Origin of the sequence: Streptomyces sp. NPDC059695 (assembly GCF_042733785.1) — a bacterium.
In the GTDB taxonomy this organism is placed as follows: domain Bacteria; phylum Actinomycetota; class Actinomycetes; order Streptomycetales; family Streptomycetaceae; genus Streptomyces.
This window is the reverse complement of sequence record NZ_JBHWFF010000020.1, coordinates 109,875-132,688: the sequence shown is the minus strand read 5'-3', so window position 1 is coordinate 132,688 and position 22,814 is coordinate 109,875. Positions and strand designations below refer to the sequence as shown.

Annotated in this window: 21 protein-coding genes; 14 read left to right on the top strand and 7 right to left on the bottom strand. The window is 72.9% G+C overall.

Annotated elements, in window-relative coordinates:
- Positions 1-69: 69 nt before the first annotated feature.
- Both ACFV2S_RS24580 and ACFV2S_RS24575 read right to left on the bottom strand, forming a co-directional pair.
- Positions 70-891 (bottom strand): glutamate ABC transporter substrate-binding protein, encoded by an 822-nt coding sequence (locus ACFV2S_RS24580; RefSeq protein WP_385562934.1) that lies wholly within the window; start codon positions 889-891, stop codon positions 70-72.
- A gap of 54 nt (positions 892-945) precedes the next feature.
- A complete protein-coding gene (locus ACFV2S_RS24575) occupies positions 946-1,743 on the bottom strand; it encodes an amino acid ABC transporter ATP-binding protein (protein WP_383786096.1) in 798 nt (265 codons plus the stop codon).
- A 286-nt stretch (positions 1,744-2,029) separates the two neighbouring features.
- Between ACFV2S_RS24575 and ACFV2S_RS24570 the strand changes: the two genes are divergently transcribed.
- Positions 2,030-2,743: a response regulator transcription factor gene (locus ACFV2S_RS24570; protein ID WP_385562929.1), complete on the top strand. Its 714-nt coding sequence runs from the start codon at positions 2,030-2,032 to the stop codon at positions 2,741-2,743.
- A gap of 18 nt (positions 2,744-2,761) precedes the next feature.
- Positions 2,762-4,171: an ATP-binding protein gene (locus ACFV2S_RS24565; RefSeq protein WP_385562927.1), complete on the top strand. Its 1,410-nt coding sequence runs from the start codon at positions 2,762-2,764 to the stop codon at positions 4,169-4,171.
- 64 nt (positions 4,172-4,235) lie between these two features.
- On the opposite strand, the gene ACFV2S_RS24560 is transcribed toward ACFV2S_RS24565, so the two are convergent.
- The 4 genes from ACFV2S_RS24560 to ACFV2S_RS24545 all read right to left on the bottom strand — a co-directional run bounded on the left by ACFV2S_RS24560 (position 4,236) and on the right by ACFV2S_RS24545 (position 8,924).
- Positions 4,236-5,234, bottom strand: coding sequence for a TAXI family TRAP transporter solute-binding subunit (locus tag ACFV2S_RS24560; protein WP_385562924.1), 999 nt, complete (start codon positions 5,232-5,234; stop codon positions 4,236-4,238).
- A gap of 93 nt (positions 5,235-5,327) precedes the next feature.
- Positions 5,328-6,503: an RCC1 domain-containing protein gene (locus ACFV2S_RS24555; RefSeq protein WP_385562922.1), complete on the bottom strand. Its 1,176-nt coding sequence runs from the start codon at positions 6,501-6,503 to the stop codon at positions 5,328-5,330.
- A gap of 19 nt (positions 6,504-6,522) precedes the next feature.
- Positions 6,523-7,701: an RCC1 domain-containing protein gene (locus tag ACFV2S_RS24550; protein WP_385563027.1), complete on the bottom strand. Its 1,179-nt coding sequence runs from the start codon at positions 7,699-7,701 to the stop codon at positions 6,523-6,525.
- Between the two features lie 14 nt (positions 7,702-7,715).
- The gene (locus ACFV2S_RS24545; protein WP_385562919.1) at positions 7,716-8,924 is read right to left on the bottom strand and encodes an RCC1-like domain-containing protein; all 1,209 of its coding nucleotides are present in this window, start codon (positions 8,922-8,924) and stop codon (positions 7,716-7,718) included.
- A 667-nt stretch (positions 8,925-9,591) separates the two neighbouring features.
- On the opposite strand from ACFV2S_RS24545, the gene ACFV2S_RS24540 reads away from it, so the two are divergent.
- The 3 genes from ACFV2S_RS24540 to ACFV2S_RS24530 are packed head-to-tail and all read left to right on the top strand — an operon-like array spanning position 9,592 to position 12,465.
- Positions 9,592-10,077 carry a hypothetical protein gene (locus tag ACFV2S_RS24540; protein WP_385562916.1) on the top strand — a complete coding sequence of 162 codons (486 nt, stop codon included), beginning with the start codon at positions 9,592-9,594 and terminating at the stop codon, positions 10,075-10,077.
- 44 nt (positions 10,078-10,121) lie between these two features.
- Positions 10,122-11,060, top strand: a complete 939-nt coding sequence (locus ACFV2S_RS24535; RefSeq protein ID WP_383786117.1) for a hypothetical protein — start codon at positions 10,122-10,124, stop codon at positions 11,058-11,060.
- A gap of 19 nt (positions 11,061-11,079) precedes the next feature.
- Positions 11,080-12,465 carry a hypothetical protein gene (locus tag ACFV2S_RS24530; RefSeq protein ID WP_385562913.1) on the top strand — a complete coding sequence of 462 codons (1,386 nt, stop codon included), beginning with the start codon at positions 11,080-11,082 and terminating at the stop codon, positions 12,463-12,465.
- Positions 12,466-12,526: 61 nt separating this feature from the next.
- On the opposite strand, the gene ACFV2S_RS24525 is transcribed toward ACFV2S_RS24530, so the two are convergent.
- Entirely contained in the window at positions 12,527-14,161 is a 1,635-nt protein-coding gene (locus ACFV2S_RS24525) for a glutamate--tRNA ligase (protein ID WP_385562911.1), read from the bottom strand.
- Positions 14,162-14,344: 183 nt separating this feature from the next.
- On the opposite strand from ACFV2S_RS24525, the gene ACFV2S_RS24520 reads away from it, so the two are divergent.
- From ACFV2S_RS24520 to ACFV2S_RS24480, 9 genes are all read left to right on the top strand, one after another.
- Positions 14,345-15,586 carry an MFS transporter gene (locus tag ACFV2S_RS24520; protein WP_385562908.1) on the top strand — a complete coding sequence of 414 codons (1,242 nt, stop codon included), beginning with the start codon at positions 14,345-14,347 and terminating at the stop codon, positions 15,584-15,586.
- Complete coding sequence (locus ACFV2S_RS24515; RefSeq protein WP_329857302.1) at positions 15,583-16,500, top strand: TIGR03619 family F420-dependent LLM class oxidoreductase; 918 nt, start codon at positions 15,583-15,585, stop codon at positions 16,498-16,500. The genes ACFV2S_RS24520 and ACFV2S_RS24515 overlap by 4 nt, the downstream gene beginning before the upstream one ends.
- Before the next feature lie 40 nt (positions 16,501-16,540).
- Complete coding sequence (locus ACFV2S_RS24510; RefSeq protein ID WP_329857301.1) at positions 16,541-17,482, top strand: LysR family transcriptional regulator; 942 nt, start codon at positions 16,541-16,543, stop codon at positions 17,480-17,482.
- Positions 17,483-17,662: 180 nt separating this feature from the next.
- Positions 17,663-18,643, top strand: coding sequence for a DMT family transporter (locus ACFV2S_RS24505; protein ID WP_385562904.1), 981 nt, complete (start codon positions 17,663-17,665; stop codon positions 18,641-18,643).
- 189 nt (positions 18,644-18,832) lie between these two features.
- Complete coding sequence (locus tag ACFV2S_RS24500) at positions 18,833-19,408, top strand: LuxR C-terminal-related transcriptional regulator (RefSeq protein WP_385562901.1); 576 nt, start codon at positions 18,833-18,835, stop codon at positions 19,406-19,408.
- 25 nt (positions 19,409-19,433) lie between these two features.
- Positions 19,434-19,868: a 4-oxalocrotonate tautomerase family protein gene (locus ACFV2S_RS24495; protein WP_383786139.1), complete on the top strand. Its 435-nt coding sequence runs from the start codon at positions 19,434-19,436 to the stop codon at positions 19,866-19,868.
- A gap of 349 nt (positions 19,869-20,217) precedes the next feature.
- Positions 20,218-20,790: an arylmalonate decarboxylase gene (locus ACFV2S_RS24490; RefSeq protein ID WP_385562897.1), complete on the top strand. Its 573-nt coding sequence runs from the start codon at positions 20,218-20,220 to the stop codon at positions 20,788-20,790.
- On the top strand, positions 20,787-22,037 hold the full coding sequence (locus ACFV2S_RS24485) for an FAD-dependent oxidoreductase (protein ID WP_385562894.1): 1,251 nt from the start codon (positions 20,787-20,789) through the stop codon (positions 22,035-22,037). Before ACFV2S_RS24490 ends, ACFV2S_RS24485 begins: the two co-directional genes overlap by 4 nt.
- Complete coding sequence (locus tag ACFV2S_RS24480; protein ID WP_329857293.1) at positions 22,006-22,806, top strand: aspartate/glutamate racemase family protein; 801 nt, start codon at positions 22,006-22,008, stop codon at positions 22,804-22,806. The genes ACFV2S_RS24485 and ACFV2S_RS24480 overlap by 32 nt, the downstream gene beginning before the upstream one ends.
- The last annotated feature ends 8 nt before the right edge of the window (positions 22,807-22,814 follow it).

Here is a 22,814-nt window from a genome sequence, read left to right as displayed (position 1 = left end):
GCGGCGGCCGGTGCCGGTGCGACGGCCGCCCGTGTGCGCGGCGGCCGTCACGGCGTCTGGCGGGGTGGGTCAGTTCGCGACCTTCGGCGCGGGCTCGTACTTGTAGCCCGAGGGACCGAAGTTCTTCTTGACGAGCTTCTCCCAGGTGCCGTCGGAGACCATCTTCTCCAGCGCCTTGTTGATCTTGCCGCGCAGCTCGTCGTCGCCCTTCTTGAGGCCGATGCCGTAGTTCTCGTCGCTCATCTTCAGGCCGACGAGCTTGAACTTGCCCTGGAGCTCCTTCTGCGAGGCGTAGCCCGCGAGGATCGACGCGTCCGTGGTCAGGGCGTCGACGGCCTTGTTCTCCAGGCCGGTGAGGCACTCGGAGTAGCCGCCCAGCTGCTGGAGGTCGGCCTTCGGGGCCAGCTTCTCCTTGACGTTCTGCGCGGAGGTCGAGCCGGTGACCGAGCAGAGCTTCTTGGAGTTGAGGTCCTCGACCTTGGTGATCGAGCTGTCGTCGGCGCGGACGAGGAGGTCCTGGTGGGTCAGGAAGTACGGACCCGCGAAGTCGACCTCCTTCTTGCGCTTGTCGTTGATCGAGTAGCTGGCGACGACGAACTTCACGTCACCGTTCTTGATCAGGTTCTCGCGCTCGGCACTCGGCGCCTGCTTGAAGTTGATCTTGTCCTCGGAGTAACCGAGCTCCTTGGCAACGTACGTGGCGACGTCGACATCGAAGCCGGCGTACGTACCGTCCGGGGTCTTCAGGCCGAGGCCCGGCTGGTCGAACTTGATGCCGATGTTGATCTTGTCGCCGTTGCTGCCCGAGTCGGAGCCGCTGCCACAGGCGGTGGCGGTCAGGGCGAGGACGACGGCGGCCGCCGCGGCGGCGGAGACGTTGCGAAGCTTCATGGAGGAAAGTCCCTTGAGTAGGCGTGAGTTGGGAAGACTAGGTCGTCAACTCGCTCAGTGGTGAAGGATTTTGGAGAGGAAGTCCTTGGCCCGGTCGCTGCGCGGGTTGCTGAAGAACTCCTCGGGGGTCGCCTGCTCGACGATCTTTCCGTCGGCCATGAAGACGACGCGGTTGGCGGCGGAGCGGGCGAAACCCATCTCGTGGGTGACGACCACCATCGTCATGCCGTCCCGGGCCAGTTGCTGCATGACCTCCAGGACCTCGTTGATCATCTCCGGGTCCAGGGCCGAGGTCGGCTCGTCGAAGAGCATGACCTTCGGGTCCATCGCGAGCGCGCGGGCGATCGCCACGCGCTGCTGCTGGCCGCCGGAGAGCTGAGCGGGGTACTTGTCCGCCTGGGTGCCGACCCCGACCCGGTCGAGCAGCGCCCGGGCCTTGGTCTCGGCGGCCTTCTTCTCCGTCTTGCGGACCTTGATCTGGCCCAGCATCACGTTCTCGAGCACCGTCTTGTGCGCGAAGAGGTTGAAGGACTGGAAGACCATGCCGACGTCGGAACGCAGCCTGGCGAGCTCCTTGCCCTCCTCCGGCAGCGGCTTGCCGTCGATGGTGATGGTGCCGGAGTCGACGCTCTCCAGCCGGTTGATCGTGCGGCACAGCGTCGACTTGCCGGACCCGGAGGGTCCGATGACGACCACGACCTCGCCGCGGGTGATCGTCAGCTCGATGTCCTGGAGGACATGCAGTGCGCCGAAGTGCTTGTTCACGCCGGACAGTACGACCAGGTCGTCCGCGGCACGCGGGGTGTCCTCGGGCCCCCTGGGCACGGACTTGGACACTGACTCTCCGCTCATCGGCCTCTTGCTCCGTCCTCCTCGGTTGGGGAGGAGACTAGAGACCGGATGTGATGAGCGTCATCACATCTGAGCGGAACTTGAGGATAACGATACGGCCGCGACCGGACACGGCGGGTGAAGTCGGCGCCCCCTGCCGTACCGGGTCCATAACGGAAGCGGCCGTGTCCCAGGGGGACACTTGACTGTGACACCCATGTTCGGTGTTCATGCCCTGGTAGCACCTGGTACACAGAGAGCCGCTGTCAGCCGCCGTCGGCGGACGATCATCACGGAGGAGGTACGCATGCGACTGCTGCTCGTCGAGGACGACGACCACGTCGCCGCCGCCCTCTCCGCGATCCTCGCGAAGCACGGCTTCACGGTCACGCACGCCCGCAACGGCGAGGAGGCCCTCCAGGCCGTCCTGCCCACCGCCCAGGGCGAGCGGCCCTCGTACGGCGTGATCCTGCTCGACCTCGGCCTGCCCGACCAGGACGGCTACCAGGTCTGCGGGCGCATCCGGAAGCTCACCACCACCCCGGTGATCATGGTGACCGCGCGCGGTGACGTCCGCTCCCGGATCCACGGCCTCAACCTGGGCGCCGACGACTACGTCGTCAAGCCCTACGACCCCGGTGAGCTCCTCGCCCGCATCCACGCCGTCAGCCGGCGCCGCGCCGGCTCCGAGGAGACCCCAGGGAGCGCCGGCGCCGTCGACGGCACCCTGCTGCGGCTCGGCGCCGTCACCATCGAGCTCCCCACCCGCCGGGTCAGCGTCGACGGCGACAGCGTCCCGCTCACCCGCAAGGAGTTCGACCTCCTCGCCCTCCTCGCCCAGCGGCCCGGCGTCGTCTTCCGCCGTGAGCAGATCATCAGCGAGGTCTGGCACACCAGTTGGGAGGGGACCGGCCGCACCCTGGAGGTGCACGTCGCCTCCCTGCGCTCCAAGCTGCGCATGCCCGCCCTGATCGAGACCGTACGGGGCGTCGGCTACCGCCTGGTCGCCCCCGTCGCGTAACCCCGGACGGCTCCTGACGTGCGCACCCGACTGCTCCCGCTGCTCATCGTGCTGATGGCCGGTGTGCTGCTCGCCCTCGGCTTCCCGCTCGCCGCCAGCCTCGCCGCGTCGGAGCAGCAGCGGGTCGTCGTCGACCGGCTCGACGACGCCGCCCGCTTCGCCGCCCTCGCCCAGTTCGTCAGCGAGAGCAACCCGGGCAACGACGAGCGGCAGGCCACCCTCAGCGGCGAACTCGCCAGCTACCACGACGTGTACGGCATCCGCGCCGGGATCTTCAAACGCGACAACCGTGCCATGGCCGCCGCCCCCGAGGACTGGGTCGTCCCGTACGACGGCGAGGGCCGGCGCGCCTTCAACGAGGCACTGCTCGGCCGCCGCAGCCACGACCCGCCCCAGGTGTGGCCCTGGCAGCCCGACGCACGGCTCACCATCGCCTCCCCGGTCGTCCGCGACGGTGACGTCGTCGCGGTCGTCGTCACCGACTCGCCCACCGGGCAGCTCCGCTCCCGCATCCTCCGCGGCTGGCTGCTGATCTTCGCCGGAGAGGCGGCCGCGATGCTGCTCGCCGTCGGCGCGGCCTTCCGGCTCACCGGCTGGGTGCTGCGCCCGGTCCGCGTCCTCGACGCCGTCACCCACGACATCGCCACCGGGCGGATGAACTCCCGCGTCGCCGCCACCGGCGGACCGCCCGAACTGCGACGCCTCGCCAGTTCGTTCAACGAGATGGCCGACAACGTCGAGGACGCGCTCGAACAGCAGCGGGCCTTCGTCGCCGACGCCTCCCACCAGCTGCGCAACCCGCTGGCCGCACTGCTCCTGCGGATCGAGCTCCTCGCCCTGGAGCTCCCCGAGGGCAATGAGGAGATCGCCTCCGTACGGACCGAGGGCAAGCGCCTCGCCCAGGTCCTCGACGACCTCCTCGACCTGGCGCTCGCGGAGCACGCGGCGGCCGAGCTGCGGCTCACCGACGTCGGCGCGCTCACCGACGAGCGGGTCGCGTCCTGGCGCCCGGTCGCCGAGGACAAGGGCGTCCTGCTGACGGGGGAGTGCGGGGCGGTCACGGGGTGGGCGGACCCGGTGGCCCTCTCCAGCGCCCTCGACGCGGTGATCGACAACGCGCTCAAGTTCACCCCCGCCGGTGAGGAGGTCACGGTCACGGTCGTCCCCGACCGGTCGACCGTCGCCGTCGTCGTCGCCGACCACGGGCCGGGCCTCACGGAGGAGGAGCTCGGCCGGGTCGGCGACCGCTTCTGGCGCTCGGGCCGTCACCAGAACGTCAAGGGCTCGGGGCTCGGCCTCTCCATCGCGCGCGTGCTGCTCACGGCGGGCGGCGGAGGCGTGGACTTCGCCCCGAACGAGCCGCACGGCCTCCGGGTGACGGTCACGGTCCCGCGCCACGCGCCGGGGGAGCGGGACCCGGGCCGCTGACGGGAGCGGGACCCGGGCCGCTGACGGGATCGGGACCCGGGCCCCTGATGGCGGGCGGCACCCGTCAGGGCTTCACCGAGCGGTAGTAGCGGCGGGCGCCGTCGTGGAGGGGCAGGGGCTCGGTGTAGACGGCGGTGCGCAGGTCCACCAGCTGGGCCGGGTGGACCTGGCGGCCGATGCCGTCCCGGCTCCTGATCACCGTACGGGTGAAGCCCTCCACCAGGTCCTCGTCGGCGTCCACCGTGGTGACCAGCAGGTTCGCCACCGCCAGGGTCGCGATCGGCCGGCCGTCCTGCGCCTGCGCGTACGCGTCCGCCGGGATCACCGCCGACCGGTAGTGCCGGGTGGACTCGCCGACGTCGTGCAGCCGGTCGACGAGGGGCGCGTCCAGGGGGATCAGCCGGACCGGGAGGTCCCGGGACAGCGTCTGCACGGCCTCGGTGGGCAGTCCGCCCGACCAGAAGAAAGCGTCGAGCCTTCCGGCCTTCAGGAGCCCCGGCATCGTGTTGATGCCGGCCGGGACCGGCACGACGTCCCGGTCCGGGGTCAGACCGGCCGCCGCGAGGACCCGGTCGGCGATCAGCCGGACGCCGGAACCGTCCTGGCCGACGCCGACCCGCAGGCCGCGCAGGTCCTGGACCTCCTGCACCGTGGAGCCCTTGGGCACGACGAGCTGGACGTAGTCGTCGTAGAGCCGCGCGCAGCCGCGCAGCCGTTCGAAACCGGGCCGGCGCTCGCGCTGGTACTGGGCCACCGCGTCGGCCGTGGCGACGGTGAAGTCGGCCTTGCCCGTCGCGACCCGGGCCAGGTTCTGCTGCGAGCCCTCGCTGTCCTTGAGGGTTATCGACACCTCGGGCAGGTCCTGCGCCAGCGCGGTCTTCAGGAGCTCGCCGTACTTCTGGTAGACGCCGGTGGGGACCCCCGTACTGAACGTGACCGAACCGCTCGGGGCGGGGGAGCCGAAAGGAACCAGCCACCAGGCCAGCACCCCGCACAGCGCGAGCAGCGCGGCCGAGACCGCCAGGACACGGCGGCGGGCGGCACGGGAGAGCGAGGCGAACATGCGCCCGATCCTGCCAGCTCACCGCCGCCCCTGGCCAGGCTCGGCCGGGTACGGAGGCCCGCGAGGCCCCCGTACCCGTGAGGGGGCGCCGCGTCAGTACGCGAACGCGGACTTCCCCGTCATGGTCGAGGCGACCTGGGTGATCCCGCTGCCCGGCGGCAGCGCGACGGTGGTCCCCGTGGGCGTCGTCGTGGTGCCGTCGCCGAGCTGGGCCGCCGCGTTCGCGCCCCAGCCGATCACCGAGCCGTCGTCGAGCGCGGCCACCGTGAAGTCCGCCCCGCCCGCGATGCTCTGCACGCCCCTGAGGGAGTCCAGGACGACCGGGGTGGTGCGGTTGGCGTTCGTGCCGTCGCCCAGCTGCCGGTCGGTGTTCTTGCCCCAGCCCGCGAGGCTGCCGTCGTCGAGGACGGCGAAGCCGGACGCGGAGGTGGCGAAGATCCTGGCCACGGCGTCGAGGTAGGCGACGTCGACCGGCTTGTTGCTGTCCGTCACGGAGTCGTTGCCGAGCTGGCCCTCGGCGCCCTTGCCCCAGGCCTTGACGATGCCGTCGGCGGTGAGCGCGAGGACGTGGTCGCAGCCCACGGCGATCGATTCGACGTCGACCAGGTCCGGGACCTTCTGCGGGGTCTCGCGGGTGGTGTTGTTGCCGGTGCCCAGACGTCCGTTGTCGCCCTTGCCCCAGGTCCAGACCGTGCCGTCCTGCCGCAGCGCCACGCTGAAGTCGCAGCCCGCGGCGACGTCCTTGACCTTGTCCAGGCTCTGCACCGGGACCGGGTTCTTGTACGGGTTGGTGGTGTCCTGGCCGGTGCCGAGCTGCTTGGAGGCGTTGCTGCCCCAGGCGAGGACCCGGCCGGCCCTGACGGCGAGGGCGTGGTTGAGACCCGCGGAGACCTCGCTCACGCCGGAGAGGCCGGAGACGGTCGCGGGGAAGGACTGGGCGGTGAGGGTGCCGTTGCCGAGCTGGCCGGTGGCGTTGTTGCCCCAGCTCTTCACGGTGCCGTCCTTGAGCAGGGCGACGGCGAACTGGTTGGCGGCCGCGGCCGCGCCGCCTCCGCCGCCGGAGAGCTCACGGACGTCGTCCCGGGTGAGGCCGCTGACGGCGGCGGGGGTCTGCTGGGCGAGGACGCTGCCGTTCCCGAGCTGCCCCTGGGCGTTCTCGCCCCAGGCCCGGACCCAGGGGTCGGTGCCGGCGTGGGCGGGGAGGGCGGAGGCGGTGAGGGCCGCGAGGGACAGCGCGGCGAGGAGGGTGAGACGCAGGGGCGGGGTCATCTGCGGAACCTTTCGGGGTTCAGTAGGCGTAGCTGGATTTGTTCGCGACCGAGGCGGCGACGTGGGTGACGCCGCTCCCGGCAGGGAGAGCCGTGACCGGGGTGGAGGACGAGTCCGTGGTGCCGTTCCCGAGCTGCCCGTTGCTGTTGTTGCCCCAGGCGAGGACGGACTGGTCGTCGAGGACGGCGAGGGTGTGCGTCCAGGCGCCGGCCAGGTCCTGGACGCCGCTGAGGCCGGGGACGGGGACGGGCGTCGTCCGGCTGACGGTGGTGCCGTCGCCGAGCTGCCCGTTCCCGTTCCAGCCCCAGGCGCGCACCGTGCCGTCGTCGAGGACCGCGTAGCTCTGGTAGGCGCCCGCGAAGACCTTCCCGGCGCTGTCCAGATGGCGCACGGCGACAGGGACGTCGCTGTGCGTCGTGCTGTCGTCGCCGAGCTGGCCGTTGGTGTTGTGGCCCCAGGCCATGACCGTGCCCTGGGAGGTGAGGGCGAGGGTGTGGAGGCAGCCCGCGGCGACGGCCACGACGCCGTCGAGGCCGGGCACCTTCCCGGGTGTGTTCCGGGCGGTGCTGCCGCCGTCGCCGAGCTGCCCGAAGTCGTTCCTGCCCCAGGCCCAGACGGTGCCGTCCTCCCGCAGGGCGACGGAGTGCCCGCAGCCGCCCGAGACGTCCGTGACCCTGTTCAGGCTCTGGACGGCCACGGGCCGCGTCGCGGGTCCGGCGCTGTCCGGGGTGGTGCGTCCGTTGCCGAGCTGGCCGTAGTCGTTGGTGCCCCAGGCCAGGACGCGCCCGCCGCGCACCGCGAGGGCGAACGGGCCGCCCGCCGCGGACACAGCTGACACTCCGGAGAGTCCGGCGACCGCGGCGGGGAAGCCCTGCTGTGTGGTCGTCCCGTTGCCGAGCTGGCCGGAGGTGTTGCCGCCCCAGGACAGGACCGTGCCGTCGTCGAGCAGCGCGAGGGCGAACGAGAGGTTGCTGTTGAAGCCTCCGGCGGACAGTTCGCGGACGTCGGCGCGGGCCACTCCCGCGACGGAGCCTGGCGTGGTTTGGTCGAGCGTGGTGCCGTTGCCGAGCTGGCCGCCGATGTTCAGGCCCCAGGCCCGTACCCAGGGATCGCGGGGTTCGGCGTGCGCGGGTGCGGCCAGGACGGCCACGGTGAGGGCCGCGGCGGCCGTGGCCCGCACGTACGAGCGGTACGTCATGCCGGTCACCGGCCTCAGTACGCGTACGTCGTGTTGCCGCCCAGGGAGACGGCCACGTCCTTGATCGCCGAGCCCTCGTTCAGGATCTTCACCGACTCGAAGCGGGAGACCGTCGTGCCGTTGCCGAGCTGGCCCTCGCCGTTGTGGCCCCAGGCGAAGACGTCGTCCGCCGTGACCGCCACGCCGTGCCGGGCGCCCGCCGCGAGGTGCTGGACCCCCTCCAGTCGCGGGATCTCGACGGGGGCGGTGCGGTTGGTGCGCGAGATGTTGTCGCCGAAGGCCTCGTCGCCCTCCAGGAGCTGGCCGTACTGGTTGTTGCCCCAGCCCCAGACGTGGCTGTCGCTCGTCTTGGCGTAGTTGTGGAAGGCGCCCGCCTCGATGTCGGAGACGCCCTCCAGCCAGTCGACGTCGACGGGCAGCACGGCGGACTTGGTGGAGGAGTTGCCGAGCTGGCCGTAGAGGTTGTAGCCCCAGGACTTCACCGTGTCGTCGGAGGTCAGCGCGAGGGCGTGGTGGCAGCCCGCGTCGACCTCCACGACGTTCTCCAGGCCCTGCACCTGCCGGGGCACGGAGCTGGTGGCGCGGCTGCCGTTGCCGAGCTGGCCGTGGATGCCGCGGCCCCACGCGTACACCTTGCCGTTCTCCAGGAGGGCCAGGCTGAAGTCGCAGCCCGCCGAGATCTGCTTCACCTTGGGCATGCCCTGCACGCGGTCCGGGACCGTACGGCTGTCGCCGGTGCGGTTGTTGCCGAGCTGCCCGTAGGCGTTGTCGCCCCAGGAGTAGACCTGGCCGCTGGTGTCGAGGGCGAGGGCGTGCTTCCCGCCGGCCGCGACGTCCTTGATGTTGGTCAGGCGCGGGACGGTGGTGGGCACGGTCTGGTTGGTGTTGCCGCCGTTGCCGAGCTGGCCGGACGAGTTGTGGCCCCAGGACTTCACCGTCTTGTCGGTCCGGGCGAGGACGAACGAGTCGGCCGAGGACGTGCCGCCGGCCGAGACCTGGTCGACGTCGCCGCGGAACAGGCTGGTGACGGAGGTCGGGCTGAGGCTGTCGGCGAGGGTGCCGTTGCCGAGCTGGCCGGTGCGGCCCGCGCCCCAGCTCAGCACCGTCGGATTGCCCTCGTTGGCGCTCGCGAGGGCGGTCGGTACGGCGGCGAGGGCCGCGGCCGTGAGGACTGCCAGGCCTCGGATGGGGGTACGCAGGGGACTGCGGCGTGTACGGGACATGGCTCTGCTCTCCTTCGATGGGGACATACGGGAGCGCTGCGCCCGGTCGGCCGCGGGCCCCGCCGGGGAGGGCGGGGGCGTGCGCGGGCCGGGCGCGGGTCATGCGGACAGGCCGTGCCGGGCCTCTGGGCACGGGGCGCCCATGGCCGGGTGCGACGGCCGGGACGGGCCGTCGGGCACAAGAGCAGACTGACCGAAAACGATCACCGGGGCGAGCCGGAACCGCCGAAACACCCTTCTGCCGGGCGCCCGTTCGGCGGCGTGGCCGCGGGGGCGCGTTCGGCTGACGGGCGGACCCGGAGCGGGTCCCCGCGGCCCGGTCCGGCGGGCGGCCGAACGGCGGCGCCCGGGGGAGTGAGCGGCCCCGCCGCGCACGGTCGCCCGAGCTCTCGCGCCCGCCCCCGATTCCCTACGAACGGGTGGACCGGAAGCTCCGGGGAGCCGCGCGCGGACGCACCCGGCCCGGCCCCTCGCGGCGGCCCCGAGTGCGCTCCGCCGAAGCGGTGAGCGGGCTGTCGGCACGCGCCGCGCCGTGTGTCGCGGCGGGGCGCAGGGGCCCCGGCGGCTAGCGTCGAAGCACGCTCGGTGATCTTGAGGGCAGTCCCCTGTCCGCCCCTGGCGTCCCCTTCCGAGCTGCCCAACTCACCCCTGTCCCAAGGGAGTTCCCGTGTCCTCACTGAAGGTCTCGGCGCGCCGCGCGCTGGCCGCCGCCGTCCTCGCCGCCGCTCTCGGCCTGCCCCTGGCCCCCACCGCGTACGCCGAGGAGTGCAAGCCCGACGACCAGGCCTGCCTGGACAAGGAGGCCAACGCCAAGGAGGCCAAGGAGATCGAGGAGAAGCAGAAGAAGACCGAGGAGGCGGCGGGCCAGGCCGACAAGGACATCAAGGACGTCGGCAAGAAGCTCGAAGAATGCCCGCCCAGCTCCGACTCCTGCATGGGCAGGCTCACGTCGGGCAAGGGCGCCGCGGAGGAGAAGGGGGTCGAGGACATGACCGAGACCATCTCCACGTACCGGCCGGAGCCCGCCGACAACGCCCAGTCCGCCGTGACCTCCACCTGCGCCGGCTTCCCCGGCTCCCTGCCGCAGGGGTCCAACGACCCGGGAACGTCCCCCTTCCCGGCCTCGCAGCTCTGCTCCCTGCTCGGCTCCTGACCCCCGCCCGTCCCCCCGTCCCCGTCCCGAAGGGTTCCTCCGTCATGCCTCCGCGCCGTCCCCGCGCCGTCCTGCCCGTGCTCGTCCTCGGCCTCACCGCGCCGCTCGCCCTGCTCGCCCCGCCCGCCGCGACCGCCGAGGAGGGGCCGGGCGAGACCCCCGCGCCCCGCGCCGTCACCGCCGACGGCCGCCCCGCGAAGATCGCCGACGTCCTCGAACACTGCGGGACCAGGCGCACGGCCTGCACCTTCGCGATCGACCCCAGGCAGGACCGCGAGTACGCCACCGCCGTCAAGTCCCTGGGGAACGCGGTCGTCAACTGCACCGCGAGCGACATGAGCGTCGACCGGACCGTCACGCTGCGCACCAGCAGCACCGACAACATCGGCGGCGAGATCTCCGGAAAGATCGCCGCCGAGGGCTCCGTCAGCGCCTCCGGCGAGGTCACCACGAACCTCGTCAACGACATCACCAGCGAGAACAAGACGCCCAACCTCAAGGACGGACCCACCTCGACGAACGGCACCAAGACCAGCGTCGCCGCCGGCGGCAAGGTGGCCGGCTCGCTGAGCGCCAAGCTCGCCTTCGAGGCCGCGTTCAAGGCCACGTACTCCAAGTCCTGGACGATCGACAACACCGAGACCACCACGTACAAGACCACCGTCAAGCCCTACGACATGCTGGTCTTCGGGGCGAGCGCCGCCATGCGGCGGGTGGTCGGGGACCTGGTCGCGGACAACGGGCAGAAGATCATCGGCATCCGTGTCGACAGCCCCTCCATGGTCAACAGCAGCACGTTCGTCGCCCAGACGTACGCCGTCCCCGACATGCTCTGCGGCCGCAAGCGCCCGGCGACCGACACCCAGCCCGACGGGGACAACAACGGACTCCGGAACGCCCCGCGCGAGGTGCCCGCCGACCGGGCGGTGCCGGAGGGCGCCGACCCGAAGCGCGAAGTCGTTCTGTCGTCCGCGGCCCGCTGACCCGGAGGAGTCCCCCGCCATGAACCGCACCACGCTCCCCGCGCTCGCCGCCCTCGGGGCCGCCGGACTGCTGCTGCCCCTCGCCCCCGTCTCGTACGCGACCCGGGCCGCCCCCGCCGAACAGGCCGTCCCCGTCCTCAACGGCGACTTCGCCGACCCCGTCATGAAGGGCGACGGCCCCACCACCGTCGGCATCGACTTCTGGACCGGGCTCAACCAGCGCTACTCGCCCACCGCCTCGGGCCGCACCGACACCTCCCACGGCGTCGCCCTCCAGAAGGACGGCAACAGCCTCCGCCAGCGGCTGCGCGGGGTCCGCGCCGGGGCACGGGTGACCGTGACCTACGAGGACAGCCCCGCCGTCTCCAAGGAGTGCACCGGCGAACAGGTCGCCGACGGGCAGCCGTACGCGGTCACCGGCTCCGGCGGCCCGGTCCAGGAGGTCACCACCGCGGGCGACCCCGACCGGGTGAAGGGCACACCCGGAAAGGGCCGTTGGACCGGCCGCGCCTACGTGTTCACCGCCGGCGAGAACGAGCCGGTGCTCACCTTCACCTCGCGGGTCACCGACTCCCGCACCCATGTGACCTGTTCGCCGATGATCGCCCGCGTCCGCGCGGTCGAGGTGCCGCCCGCCGTCGACAAGACCGTCGACAAGACGCGCCTCGGCACCTCGGAGGCGTACAAGGGCAACGAGCGCGAGAGCACCCTCCACAACGCGGCCGCCGCCTGCAACGGCGAGAACGCCTGCGTGTTCCGGCCGGACACCCGCACCTCCTTCCGCTACTACGACGAGGCGCGGGTCGTCGGCGAGGCCTTCGTCAACTGCACCCGCAACGCCCTGGAGCACAACCGGGTCCTCTCGTACTCCGAGCGCAGCCACGACAGCATCGCGCAGACGTACGCCGACGCCGGCCTCGCGCTTCCCGAGGTGGCCCGGCTGCCCACGAGCGGCGACCGGGCGGAGGACGAGAAGAGGATCAAGGAGCGGCCGATGGCGGCCCAGTTCTCCCAGGCGTACGAGAAGGGCTGGCAGCGGGCCTGGCAGTGGTTCAGCAGCGACCAGCGGACCGTCGTGGAGCGGATCCAGCCCGGCGAGGTCAGCTGGGTCGAGCTGCAGCCGAGCCGCGAGCGGGTCGAGGGCTGGTTCGTCGGCAAGAAGGACGACTACCGGCTGCACGCCGTCGTCGACGGACCCTCCCGGGCCGTGCCCGACCGGCTGATCCAGCGCACCGGCCCCATGTCCGAGGCCGAGAAGCAGCGCTGCGCCGCCTCCCGTCCCATGACCACCACCCCGGTGGGCGCCGACGCGCCCGCGAGCTCCAGCGACAAGGGCCTCCTCAGGACGACGGCGCCGACCGCGCCCGGCGTCCGCTCCGCGGTCCGCGCCGTGACCCTGCGGTAGCCCCCCGGACCGCGAGGTCCCCCGGACCGGGCCCGCGCGCCGGGAGACCGGTCCCGCCGCCTCACCCCGCCACGGCGGTGAGGCGGCGCACCACCTCGTCCCGGCCCAGGGCGCGGGCCACCGCGGACAGGTCCGGGCTGCGGGGCGCTCCCGTGAGCGCCACCCGGACCACGTTCGCGACGGCCCTCGGCGGCCCCGCCCAGCGCTCCGGTTCCCGGCGCCAGGAGGCCGTGTCCGGGGCGAAGCCGTGCCGCACGGCGATCTCCCCGAGCCGCGCGAACCACGCGTCGGGGGAGACGGCGGCGAAGTCGGCCGCGATCCGCCGCACCAGGTCCGGGGCGAGGCCGCCGTACCGGTCGTCCTCCGGCGCCGGAGCCCGCCCGAACAGCTCCGTGAAGAAGAAGCCGTACCGGTCGCGGAAGCACGACCAGCGCTCCAGGTCCTTGCGGGCGGGCGCCCCCTCCGGACGGCCCGTCGCCACCGCCGCGAGGGCGAGGTCCTCGTGGCGGGCGAGGACGGACGCCAGCTCCGGGTCGTACTCCTCCGCCCAGGCCAGGAGCTGCGCGTACAGCTCCTCCGGCGTCAGCGAGGCGATGAACTCCCGGCTCAGGGAGTGGAGTTTGGGCAGGTCGAGCAGCGGCCCCGAGGGGCGCATGCCGTCCAGCCGGACGTCGGCGGCGAGCGCCTCGGCGGTGGGGACGTCCATGAGCCGGATGTTGGCGAGGCCCCGCAGATAGTGCTGGACCGCGGCCGGCGGATAACCGGCGGACAGGTAGTAGTCCACCGACGCCTCGGGGTCCTTGCGCTTGCTGAGCTTGCGGCGCGACGGCCCCTCCGCCTTCATCAGCGGGGCGAGGTGGGCGTACGCGGGCGGTTCGAAGCCCAGCGCCGCGTGCAGCTGGAGATGGACCGGGGTCGAGGACAGCCACTCCTCGCCGCGCACCACGAGCGTCACCCGCATCAGGTGGTCGTCCACGACGTGCGCGAAGTGGTAGGTGGGCAGCGGCAGTTCCTCCTGGGACGACTTGAGGAGGACGATGTCGTTGCCGTTGTCCTGCATGGTGACCGAGGTCCGGATCCGGTCCGCGAACCGGACCCGGCCGGGGAACTCGTACGGGCAGCGGAACCGCACCACGTACGGCTCGCCCGCCGCGAGGCGGCGCGCCGCCTCCTCCGGCGCGAGCGTCCGGCACGGCGCCCAGCGCCCGTAGTAGCCCAGCGGCGAACGGCCCGCGCGCTGCTCCTCGGCGCTCCGGGCGAGCAGCTCCCTGCCGCAGAAGCAGGGGTACGCGCGGTCGCGGCGCAGCAGGTCCCGCACATGGCCGAGGTAGATCTCCCGGCGCTCCGACTGGAGGTACGGCCCCCACGCCCCGTTCCCGGCGACACCGCCCTCGTCCGGGGCGAGCCCGAAGGCCCCGAGCAGCCGCGAGAACTCCTCGGCGGCGCCCGCCACCTGCCGGGACCGGTCGGTGTCCTCGACGCGCAGCACGTGCGTGCCGCCCGACTGGCGGGCGAGCGCCCGCGCCACGGCCGCCGTGTAGAGGCCGCCGATGTGCAGGTGTCCGGTGGGGCTCGGGGCGAAGCGCGTGACCTCGGCGCCGTCCGGCAGGGCGCGCGGCCCGAACCGCCGCTCCCATTCGGCCGGTTCCGGGAGATCGGGCGGGAACATCGCGTTGATGACGGACAGGTCGAGCACGGTGGACTCCCTCCTGGGGTTCCTGGAGAGATCCACCGTAGGGCGGTGACCGGCCGATCCGGCGGGTGCGAGGGCGCTTGGCTGCGGAACTCCGAACCCTCTTCGGCGTTGTGGGCTGCGAGGGGCATGCCCGGTCAGTAGCGTCCCGAGGACCGTTCCGTACGACGACCACAGGAGGGTGTGATGGGCGGCACGCGCGCGGTGGGCCTGCTCGCACTCGGTTCCTTCGCCATGGGGACCGACGCCTACGCGATGGCCGGACTGCTTCCCGACATCGGCGCCGACCTGGACGTCTCCGTCTCCCTCGCGGGCCAGTCCGTCACCGCCTTCACCCTCTGCTACGCCCTGGCCGCGCCGCTCTTCTCGGCCGTCCTCGCCCGCTGGGGCACCCGGACGGTCCTCGTCACCGCCCTCGTCGTCTTCGTCCTCGCCAACGCCGGTACGGCCCTGGCCGGTTCGTACGCCGAACTCCTCGGCACCCGGGCCCTCGCCGGCGCCGGAGCGGGCCTCTTCACCCCGGCCGCGGCCACCGCCGCCGTCGCGCTCGTCCCGCCCGAGCGGCGCGGGCGCGCCCTCGGCCTGGTCCTCGGCGGGATGAGCGCGGGGACCGTGCTCGGCGTGCCGCTCGGACTGCTCGTCGCGGCCGGCTCCGGCTGGCGGGCGGCCCTGTGGCTGATCACCGCGCTCGGACTCGCCGCGCTCACCGGCGTCGCCACGGCCCTGCCGCCCGTCCGGGGCGCCGCCGCGCCCTCGCTGCGGGCCCGGCTCGGCGCCCTCGCCCGGCCCCGGGTCGCCGTCGTCGTCGCCGTCACCTTCACCCAGACCGTCGCGAGCCTCGGGCTCTACACCTACCTCGAACCGGTGCTGCACCGCGTCGCCGACGTGGACAGCGCCGTGCCGTACCTCTGGGTCTGGGGCATCGGCGGGGTCTGCGGCAGCTTCCTCGCCGGGACCCTCGTCGACCGGACCGGGCGGCCCGCCCGCCTCGCCGTCACGCTCCTCGGGATCCTCGGCGGCGCGCTGGCCCTGCTGCCGTGGACCGGCGCCGTACCCGGCCTCGTCCTGCTGCCCCTCCTCGTCTGGGGCGCGGTCGGCTGGGCCTTCGTCGTCCCGCAGCAGCACCGGCTCCTCGCCGGCGACGGCTCCGGCGGCAGCGCGGGGGCCGCCGCCGTCGGCCTCAACAGCTCCGCCACCTACCTCGGCGGCGCCGTCGGCTCCGCGCTCGGCGGCCTCGCCCTCGCGCACGGGCTCGACGCCCGTCTGCTCCCGCTCCTCGCCGCCGGGGTCGCGCTCGCGGGAGTCCTCTTCCACCTCACCGTGGCCCGGGGGGTCGTCCGGCGCGACGCCCGCACCACGGACCCTGTCCACGGGGCCGGAGCCGCCGGCGCGACCGCGGCCGAGGCCCCCGAAAGGAACGCCTCATGAAATTCGGCGTCAATCTGCCCAACTACGGGCCCGAAGCCACTCCCGACGCCCTCGCCGACTGGGCGCTGCGGGTCGAGGCGATGGGCTACGACTACGCCATGGTCTCCGACCACGTGGCGCTCACCCCGGACGTCCAGCACCTCTTCCCGGCCCCGTTCTACGACCCCTTCGCGACCCTCGCCTGGCTCGCCGGGGTCACCAGGACCGTGGGCCTCGGCACGACCGTGACGATCCTGCCGTACCGGCATCCCGTGCACACCGCCCGGGTCGCCGCCAACATCGACCGCTTCAGCAACGGCCGGCTGGTGTTCGGCGCGGCGGCCGGCTGGGCCGCCCGGGAGTTCGCCGTCCTCGACGTGCCGTACCGCAAGCGGGGCGCGATCAGCGACGAGTACCTCGCCGCGATCAAGGCCTGCTGGGCCGACGAGGTCGCCTCCTTCGACGGCGCGCACGTCTCCTTCCGCGAGGTCCACACCGGGCCGCTGCCCGTGCAGCGCCCCGGCCCGCCCGTCTGGGTCGGCGGCCACAGCTACGGGGCGCTGCGCCGGGCCGTCCGCCTGGGCGACGCCTGGCACCCCACCTCCGTCTCCGGCGACTGGCTCCTCGGCGTGGGACTCCCCACGCTGCGCCAGGTCGCCGAGGAGCAGGAACGCCCGGTGCCCGACCTCGTCCCCCGGATCAAGCTGCGGGTCACACCCCGGCCGCTGGGCCCGGGCCGGCTGCTCGGCGAGGGCACCCAGGCGCAGATCGCCGACGACCTCGGACTGCTCCAGGACCTGGGGGCGAGCGCCGTCGTCCTCGACCCCACCTACCCGGGCGACCGGCGGGAGGCGGGACGCACCGCGCGGGACCTGGACGTCCTGGAGACACTGGTCAAGGAGGTCATCGACGTGGACGCGGGCTGCGTACGATGACGAGACGCTGACACCGGGGCCGTACGGAGAGGGGGAGGGAGTGCGGGACGTGACCGATCTGGACCTGCGGAAGCTGCGCGTGCTCAGGGAGCTCAGCGAGCGCGGCACCGTCAGCGCGGCCGCCCGGGCCCTCCACCTCACCCCGCAGGCCGTCTCCCAGCAGATCAGCGCCCTGGGACGGGAGTTGGGCGTCCAGCTCACCGAACCGTCCGGCCGTCGGCTGCGCCTGACCGGTGCGGCGCGGATCGTGCTCCGGCACGCCGACGCCGTGTTCACGCAGGTCGAGCAGATGCGGGCGGAGCTCGCCGCCCACGAGAGCGGCGAGCGCGGCGAGGTGGCCGTGGCCGGGTTCTCCACCACCCTCTCGGCGCTGATCCTGCCCGCCGTGGCCCGGCTGCGGGAGACCCGGCCGCTGCTGCGGACCTCGCTCGCCGAGGTCGACCCGCCGGAGAGCTTCTCGCTGCTGCACCGCGGGGAGACGGACGTCGTCATCTCCGCGGACACCACCCACCGCCCGGGCCCGGCGGCGGACGACGGACGCCCCGACGCCCGGTTCCACCGGGTCGCCCTCTGCGACGACCCCTTCGACATCGCCCTGCCCGAGGGCCACCGGCTCCTCGACAGCCCCCGGCTGCTCCTCGCCGACCTCGCCGAGGAGACCTGGATCTTCGCGACGACCGGCATGTGTCACGACATCGGCGTCGCGGCCTGTACGGCCGCCGGGTTCACCCCGCAGGCCTCCCACGCCATCGGCGACTGGGACGCCACGCTCGCGGCGGTGCGGCTCGGCCTCGGGGTCGCGCTCGTCCCGCGGATGGCCAAGCCGGCGCCGCGGCCCGAGGTGACGATCCGCGCGTTCAGCGAGCAGGCCCCGTCCCGCACGGTCTTCGCGGCCGTACGGGAGGGGAGCCAGACCTCCCCGGAGATCGCCGCCGTCCTGGATGCGCTGCGCACGGTGGCCAGGGCGGCCGTCGCCGCCTGACCAGGCGGAACGCGATTCGCCACGGCTCGTGGAAGGTACCGTCCACGAGCCGTTGCTGGACCGGACCGGCCGCCGCTGCGAGGCTCTTCGCATACCGCGGACCACTTCGCGCGTCCCCCCTTCCTCCCTCTTCCCCTCCCCCTTCTTCTCCCCATGCCTTCTCCTGGAGCAGGAACACCCATGTCCAAAGCCACGTACACGCGGCTGGCCGCGCTGAGCCTCATCTGGGGCTCCGTCTTCCTGTGGATCAAGATCGCCGGCTACGGCTTCTCCCCGGTGCAGATGGTGCTCATCCGGCTCGCCCTCGGCGCCGTCGTCATCCTCGCCATCGGCTACGCGAAGGGGCTCCGGCTGCCCAAGGAGCGGGCCATCTGGGGCCATCTGACGGTGGCCGCGCTGCTCGGCAACGCCATCCCCTGGACCCTGTACGCCGAGGGCGAGATCGCCGGCTCCAGCAGCGTCGCCGCCGTGGTCAACGGCAGCGCGCCGATCTGGACCCTGGCCGCCGCGCTCCTCCTCGGCCAGGAGAAGCGCGTCTCGGGCTACAAGGCCGGCGGCGTGCTGCTCGGCCTCGGCGGCACCGCGCTCATCGCCTCCCCCTGGAACTCGGCCTCGGCGGGCACCGGTTGGAGCATCCTCTGCTTCGTCCTCGGCTCGATCAGCTTCGGCGCCAGCTTCGCGTACATGGGCAAGTTCCTCGTGGGCAAGGGCATCCCGCCGCTGATGCTGGCGGGCGGGCAGCTCAGCGCGGCGACCGTGCTGCTCCTCGCGGCCTTCCCGTTCCTGGGCCTCCAGGCCGTGACCTGGCGGGCCGACTCGGTGATCTCGGTCCTCGTCCTCGGCGTGGTCTGCACCGGCTTCGCCGCCCTCCTCAACTTCGAGCTGATCATCAAGGACGGGCCCACCGTGGCCTCGACCGTCACGTACCTGATGACCGCGGTCGCCGTCGTGCTCGGCGCCGTCGTGCTCCGCGAGCCGCTCGGCTGGACCGTCTGGCTGGGCGCGGCGGCCGTGCTCGCCGCCACCGGTCTGCTGCGCCGCAAGCCCCGCCCGGCCGCGGAGCCCGCTCCGGAACCGGCCGCCGAACCCTCCGCCGAACCGGCCGCCGAGCCCGCTTCCGGGGCGGCGCCCGTACCGGCGCCGGCGGCCGACCGGACCTAGCGGCGTCGAAATTCGGCAGTGCAAGGCGAAACCCGGCCGTTCTCGGCGGCCGGGTGGGAGCCGTTCCCTCACGACCCCGACCCATGAAATGCCGGGCCGCCGTCCGCAACATTGTGTTCATTCAATGGGCGGGTGGTGGATGGTAGCGTCACAAGTGGAAACACCCGGCCTTAATGGGGGAGTCGTACGGTGGCTTTTGTGGTCGAACTCGTTTTCCGTGGCAATGAGACGGACCGGTTGAGTTTCGGAGAGGCTCATCGGACCTACTGGAAAAAAATGGCCGCGCGCGGCATCCTGCTCGGCGGCGGACCCTGGCGGGACGGTTCCGGGGAGTTCCTCGTCTGCGAGGCCCCCGACCGTCGCACCCTCTTACGGGTGCTCTACGCCGACCCGTACGCACAGGCGCAGGTCATCGGCGAGCTGAGGGTCCGGGAATGGAACGCCGTCATGGGGCACGTCGTGCTCGCCGGGCTCGAGCGCTCCACCGGCGGGGCCGGGACCCACGAGCGAATACGCGGGGGCGTGCCGGCCCCCGTCCTGCCGCCCACCCCGCCGAGCGCCCGTGAGGAGCTGACCGCCCACGAGCGGCGCATCGCCACGATGATGCTCGACGGCCTGACCAACAAGCAGATCGCCGAGTCCTTCACGGTCTCCACCCGGGCCGTGGAGCTGCACATCACCCGGATCTACCGGAAGCTCGACATCCGCAGGCGCGCCCAACTGGCCGCTGCCATCGACCGGTTCGAAGCCGCTCTGGCCTGCTGATCCGCACCTCCGCACGCACACACCGATGATGGGAGTCACCATGCCGCTGGTCGAGATAACCGTTCCCGAGGGCACCCTCTCCGCGTCCGCCGCGGAGGTCCTGCAGCAGCAGGTCGCCGACTCCGTGCTGGCCGCGATGGAGCTGCCCGGCACCGAGTTCTTCGCCGCCGCCACCTGGGTGTACGTCCGCGAGGCCGCCAAGGGCCTCGCCACCACCGGCGCCGGCCGGCCCCCCGGCGTGCTGGTCGTCGTCACCCCCCTGGAGGGCTTCCTCACCCCCGAGCGCAACGAGGCGCTGTCCGCCGAGGTCACCCGGCACGTCCACGAGGCCACCGGTCCCGACACCGTCGTCTGGCTCGTGGTGAACGAGATCCCGGAGGGGAACTGGGCCGTGAACGGCGCCCTGACCCGCCGCGCGAAGATCGACGAACTCGTCGCGGAGGCCGCCGCCGGCAGCTGAATTCCGCATTCCTCCCGGCCGCGGCGCCGCACCGTATTCACGGTGCGGCGCCGTTCGCATTTCCGGGCCCGGACGCCGCGGAAAGGGGTGCGGATTCCCGTATCGATGTGCGGTTCGCGCCACCCGTACATTGATGTCAATGGCACCGACCGATGGGAGAGACTCACTCATGGCTCTGCAATCGGCGCCGCGACTCGGTGTGGTGGTTCCGTCCGGGAACGCCGCCGCCGAACCCGAGATCGGCAGCCTCGTAAGCCCCGAATTCAATGTCCACACCTCGCGATTCCCGGTCCTTCCCGGAAAAGACCTGCGCGGTCGTCTCGAGAAGTACAACGACGTCCTCCCCGAAGTGCTGGGGAATTTCGGCGGACTGCGTCTCGACGCGGCCGTCGTCTCCTGCACCGGATCGCACTACCTGCTCACCCCCGAAGGCGACCGCGCGCTCTGCGCGGAGCTCTCCGAGCGCGCCGGGGCGCCCGTGCGGTCCGCCGCCCTGGCCATCCTCGACACCGCGCGCGCCGTGGGCGCCGAGAGCCTGGTCCTCGTCTCGCCGTACGAGCCGTGGCTCACCGAACTCTCCCACGCCTACTGGGAGTCGGCCGGGCTGAAGGTCGACCGGATCCTCAAGATCCGGGCCGGCGCGCGCTTCTCCCCGTACGACGTGACCACCGACGAACTCGTCGCCCAGGTACGGGAGGCCGAACTCCCCGAGGACGCCACCCTGCTCTTCACCGGCACCGGCATGTTCACCTTCGACGCCCTCGCCGAGCTCGGCCGGGACAACGAACGCACCCTCCTCACCTCCAACCTGGCCAGCGCCTGGTGGGCCCGGGACACCCTCGGCCTCCCGGCCGAAGGACCGGACGCGCACCCGCTGCTCCGCCGCCTCGCGGAGCGGTCCGCCGCCGCGGCCCTGTCGTGAGCGGCCGGCCGGCGGCGCACGGAACGGTCGCCGTCGCCGGCGCCGGGCCGGTCGGCCTCACCGCCGCGCTCGTCCTCGCCCGCGCCGGGATCCCGGTGACCGTCCTGGAGGCCAGGAGCGAACTGGCCACCGAGTCCCGCGCCTCCACCTTCCACCCCGCCACCCTCGACCTGCTCGACGAACTCGGCGTGGCGGCCGCCCTGCGCCGCCAGGGCCGCACCGTCGACCGCGTCCAGTGGCGCGACCTGGACGGCGGCGTGCACGCCGAACTGGACTACGCCCTGCTCGCCGGGCACACCGGCCACCCGTACCGGCTGCACGTCGAACAGGCCCGGCTCACCCCGCTGCTGCTCGACGCGCTGACCGCGACCGGCCTCGCCGACGTGCGGTTCGGCGCCACCGTCACCGGCGCCGAACAGACCGGCGCGGAGGTGCGGCTGCGCACCGAGGACGCGGCGGGCCGGGTGACCGTCACCCCCCACCCGTACGTCCTGGCGGCCGACGGCAGCCGCAGCCGGCTCCGCGAGATCGCGGGGCTGCCCGGCACGGCCGAGGAGTACCCGGACTACGCGCTCCGCGTGGTCACCGACACCCCGCTCGACGAGCTGGTCCCCGGACTCGCCGCGCTGACGTACGTCCGCGACCCGCGGGGCTCGGTCAGCGTGCTCGGGATGCCCGACCACTGGCGGCTCATCTTCCGGATCCGCCGCGGGACGCCCCGCGACGAGGTCCTCGCCCCGGACGCCGTACGGGCCCGGGTCGACGCGGCCCTGCCGGGCGGCGCCGGACGGGACGTACGCGTCACGGACGCGCACACCTACCGGCTCGCGCGGTTCCTGCTGCCGCGCTACCGGGACGGCCGGGTCCTGTTCGCCGGGGACGCGGCCCACCTCACCTCCACCGCGGGCGGCCTGAACATGAACTGCGGCCTCCACGACGCCGTGGAGACCGCCCGGGCCCTCGCCGCCGTCCTGCGGACGGACCCGGGGGACGAGACGCCCCTCGACGCGGCCCTCGGCCGACGCCGCTCCGTCGTCGAGACGGCGGTCCTCCCGCGCAGCGAGGCCCGCACCGCAGGCCTGGACAGCCCGGCCGAACTCGCCGCCCGGATCGACGGCCTGCGGCGCACCGCCGCCGACCCCCGCGCGGCCACCGACTACCTGCTCAAAGCCTCACTTCTCGACGTCGCACCACGACCCCTGAAAGGTGACGCACATGCGGATCTGGTTTCACAAGCACACCGTTGAGGGCCGCCTGCCGCTGCTCGACCAGTGGTACCGCGAACACCTCGACGCGATCGCCGCTCCCGGCACCACCGTCGACATCAAGACCCTGCCGGCCGACACGTACCCCGACCGCACCCCCTTCGGGCTCGTCGGCCACCACTCCGCCCAGGTGCTCTTCAGCCGGCACTTCTCCGAGTCCGCGCTCGTCGCGGAGCGGGAGGGCTACGACGCCTGGGTGATCGCCGCCGGCCAGGATCCCGGCCTGCGCGACGCCCGCCACCTCGCCTCCATCCCCACCCTCGGCTACGGCGAGACGGCCTTCTTCCTCTCGGCGCTCACCGGCCAGCGCTTCGGCGTCCTCGGCTTCATGCCGCCCCTGGAGGAGCCCATCCGGGCCAACATCCGCCAGTACCGCCTGGAGTCCTCGCTCAGCTCCTACGAGGTCGTGCCCGGCGGCTGGGACTCCGTGCACCGCTCCCTGGAGGGCGACTTCGACGAGTTCGTCGAGATCTACTCGGCGGCCGCCCTGCGCGCCGCCAAGGCCGGGGCCGAGGTCATCATCCCCGCCGAGGGCATCCCCAACGAGATCCTCTGGCACCTCGGCATCCACGAACTCCACGGCCTGCCCGTGATCGACCCCGCCGGACTCGCCGTGAAGCTCGCGGAGACCCTCGTCCAGCTGGGCGAGCTGAAGCTCTTCCAGCGCAGCGGCCACGGCTACTGGTTCAGCCGCCCCGACGAGCCCGTCGCCAAGCACCTGGAACAGGTCTTCCTCGGCTCGGCCCTCTAGCCCGGCCG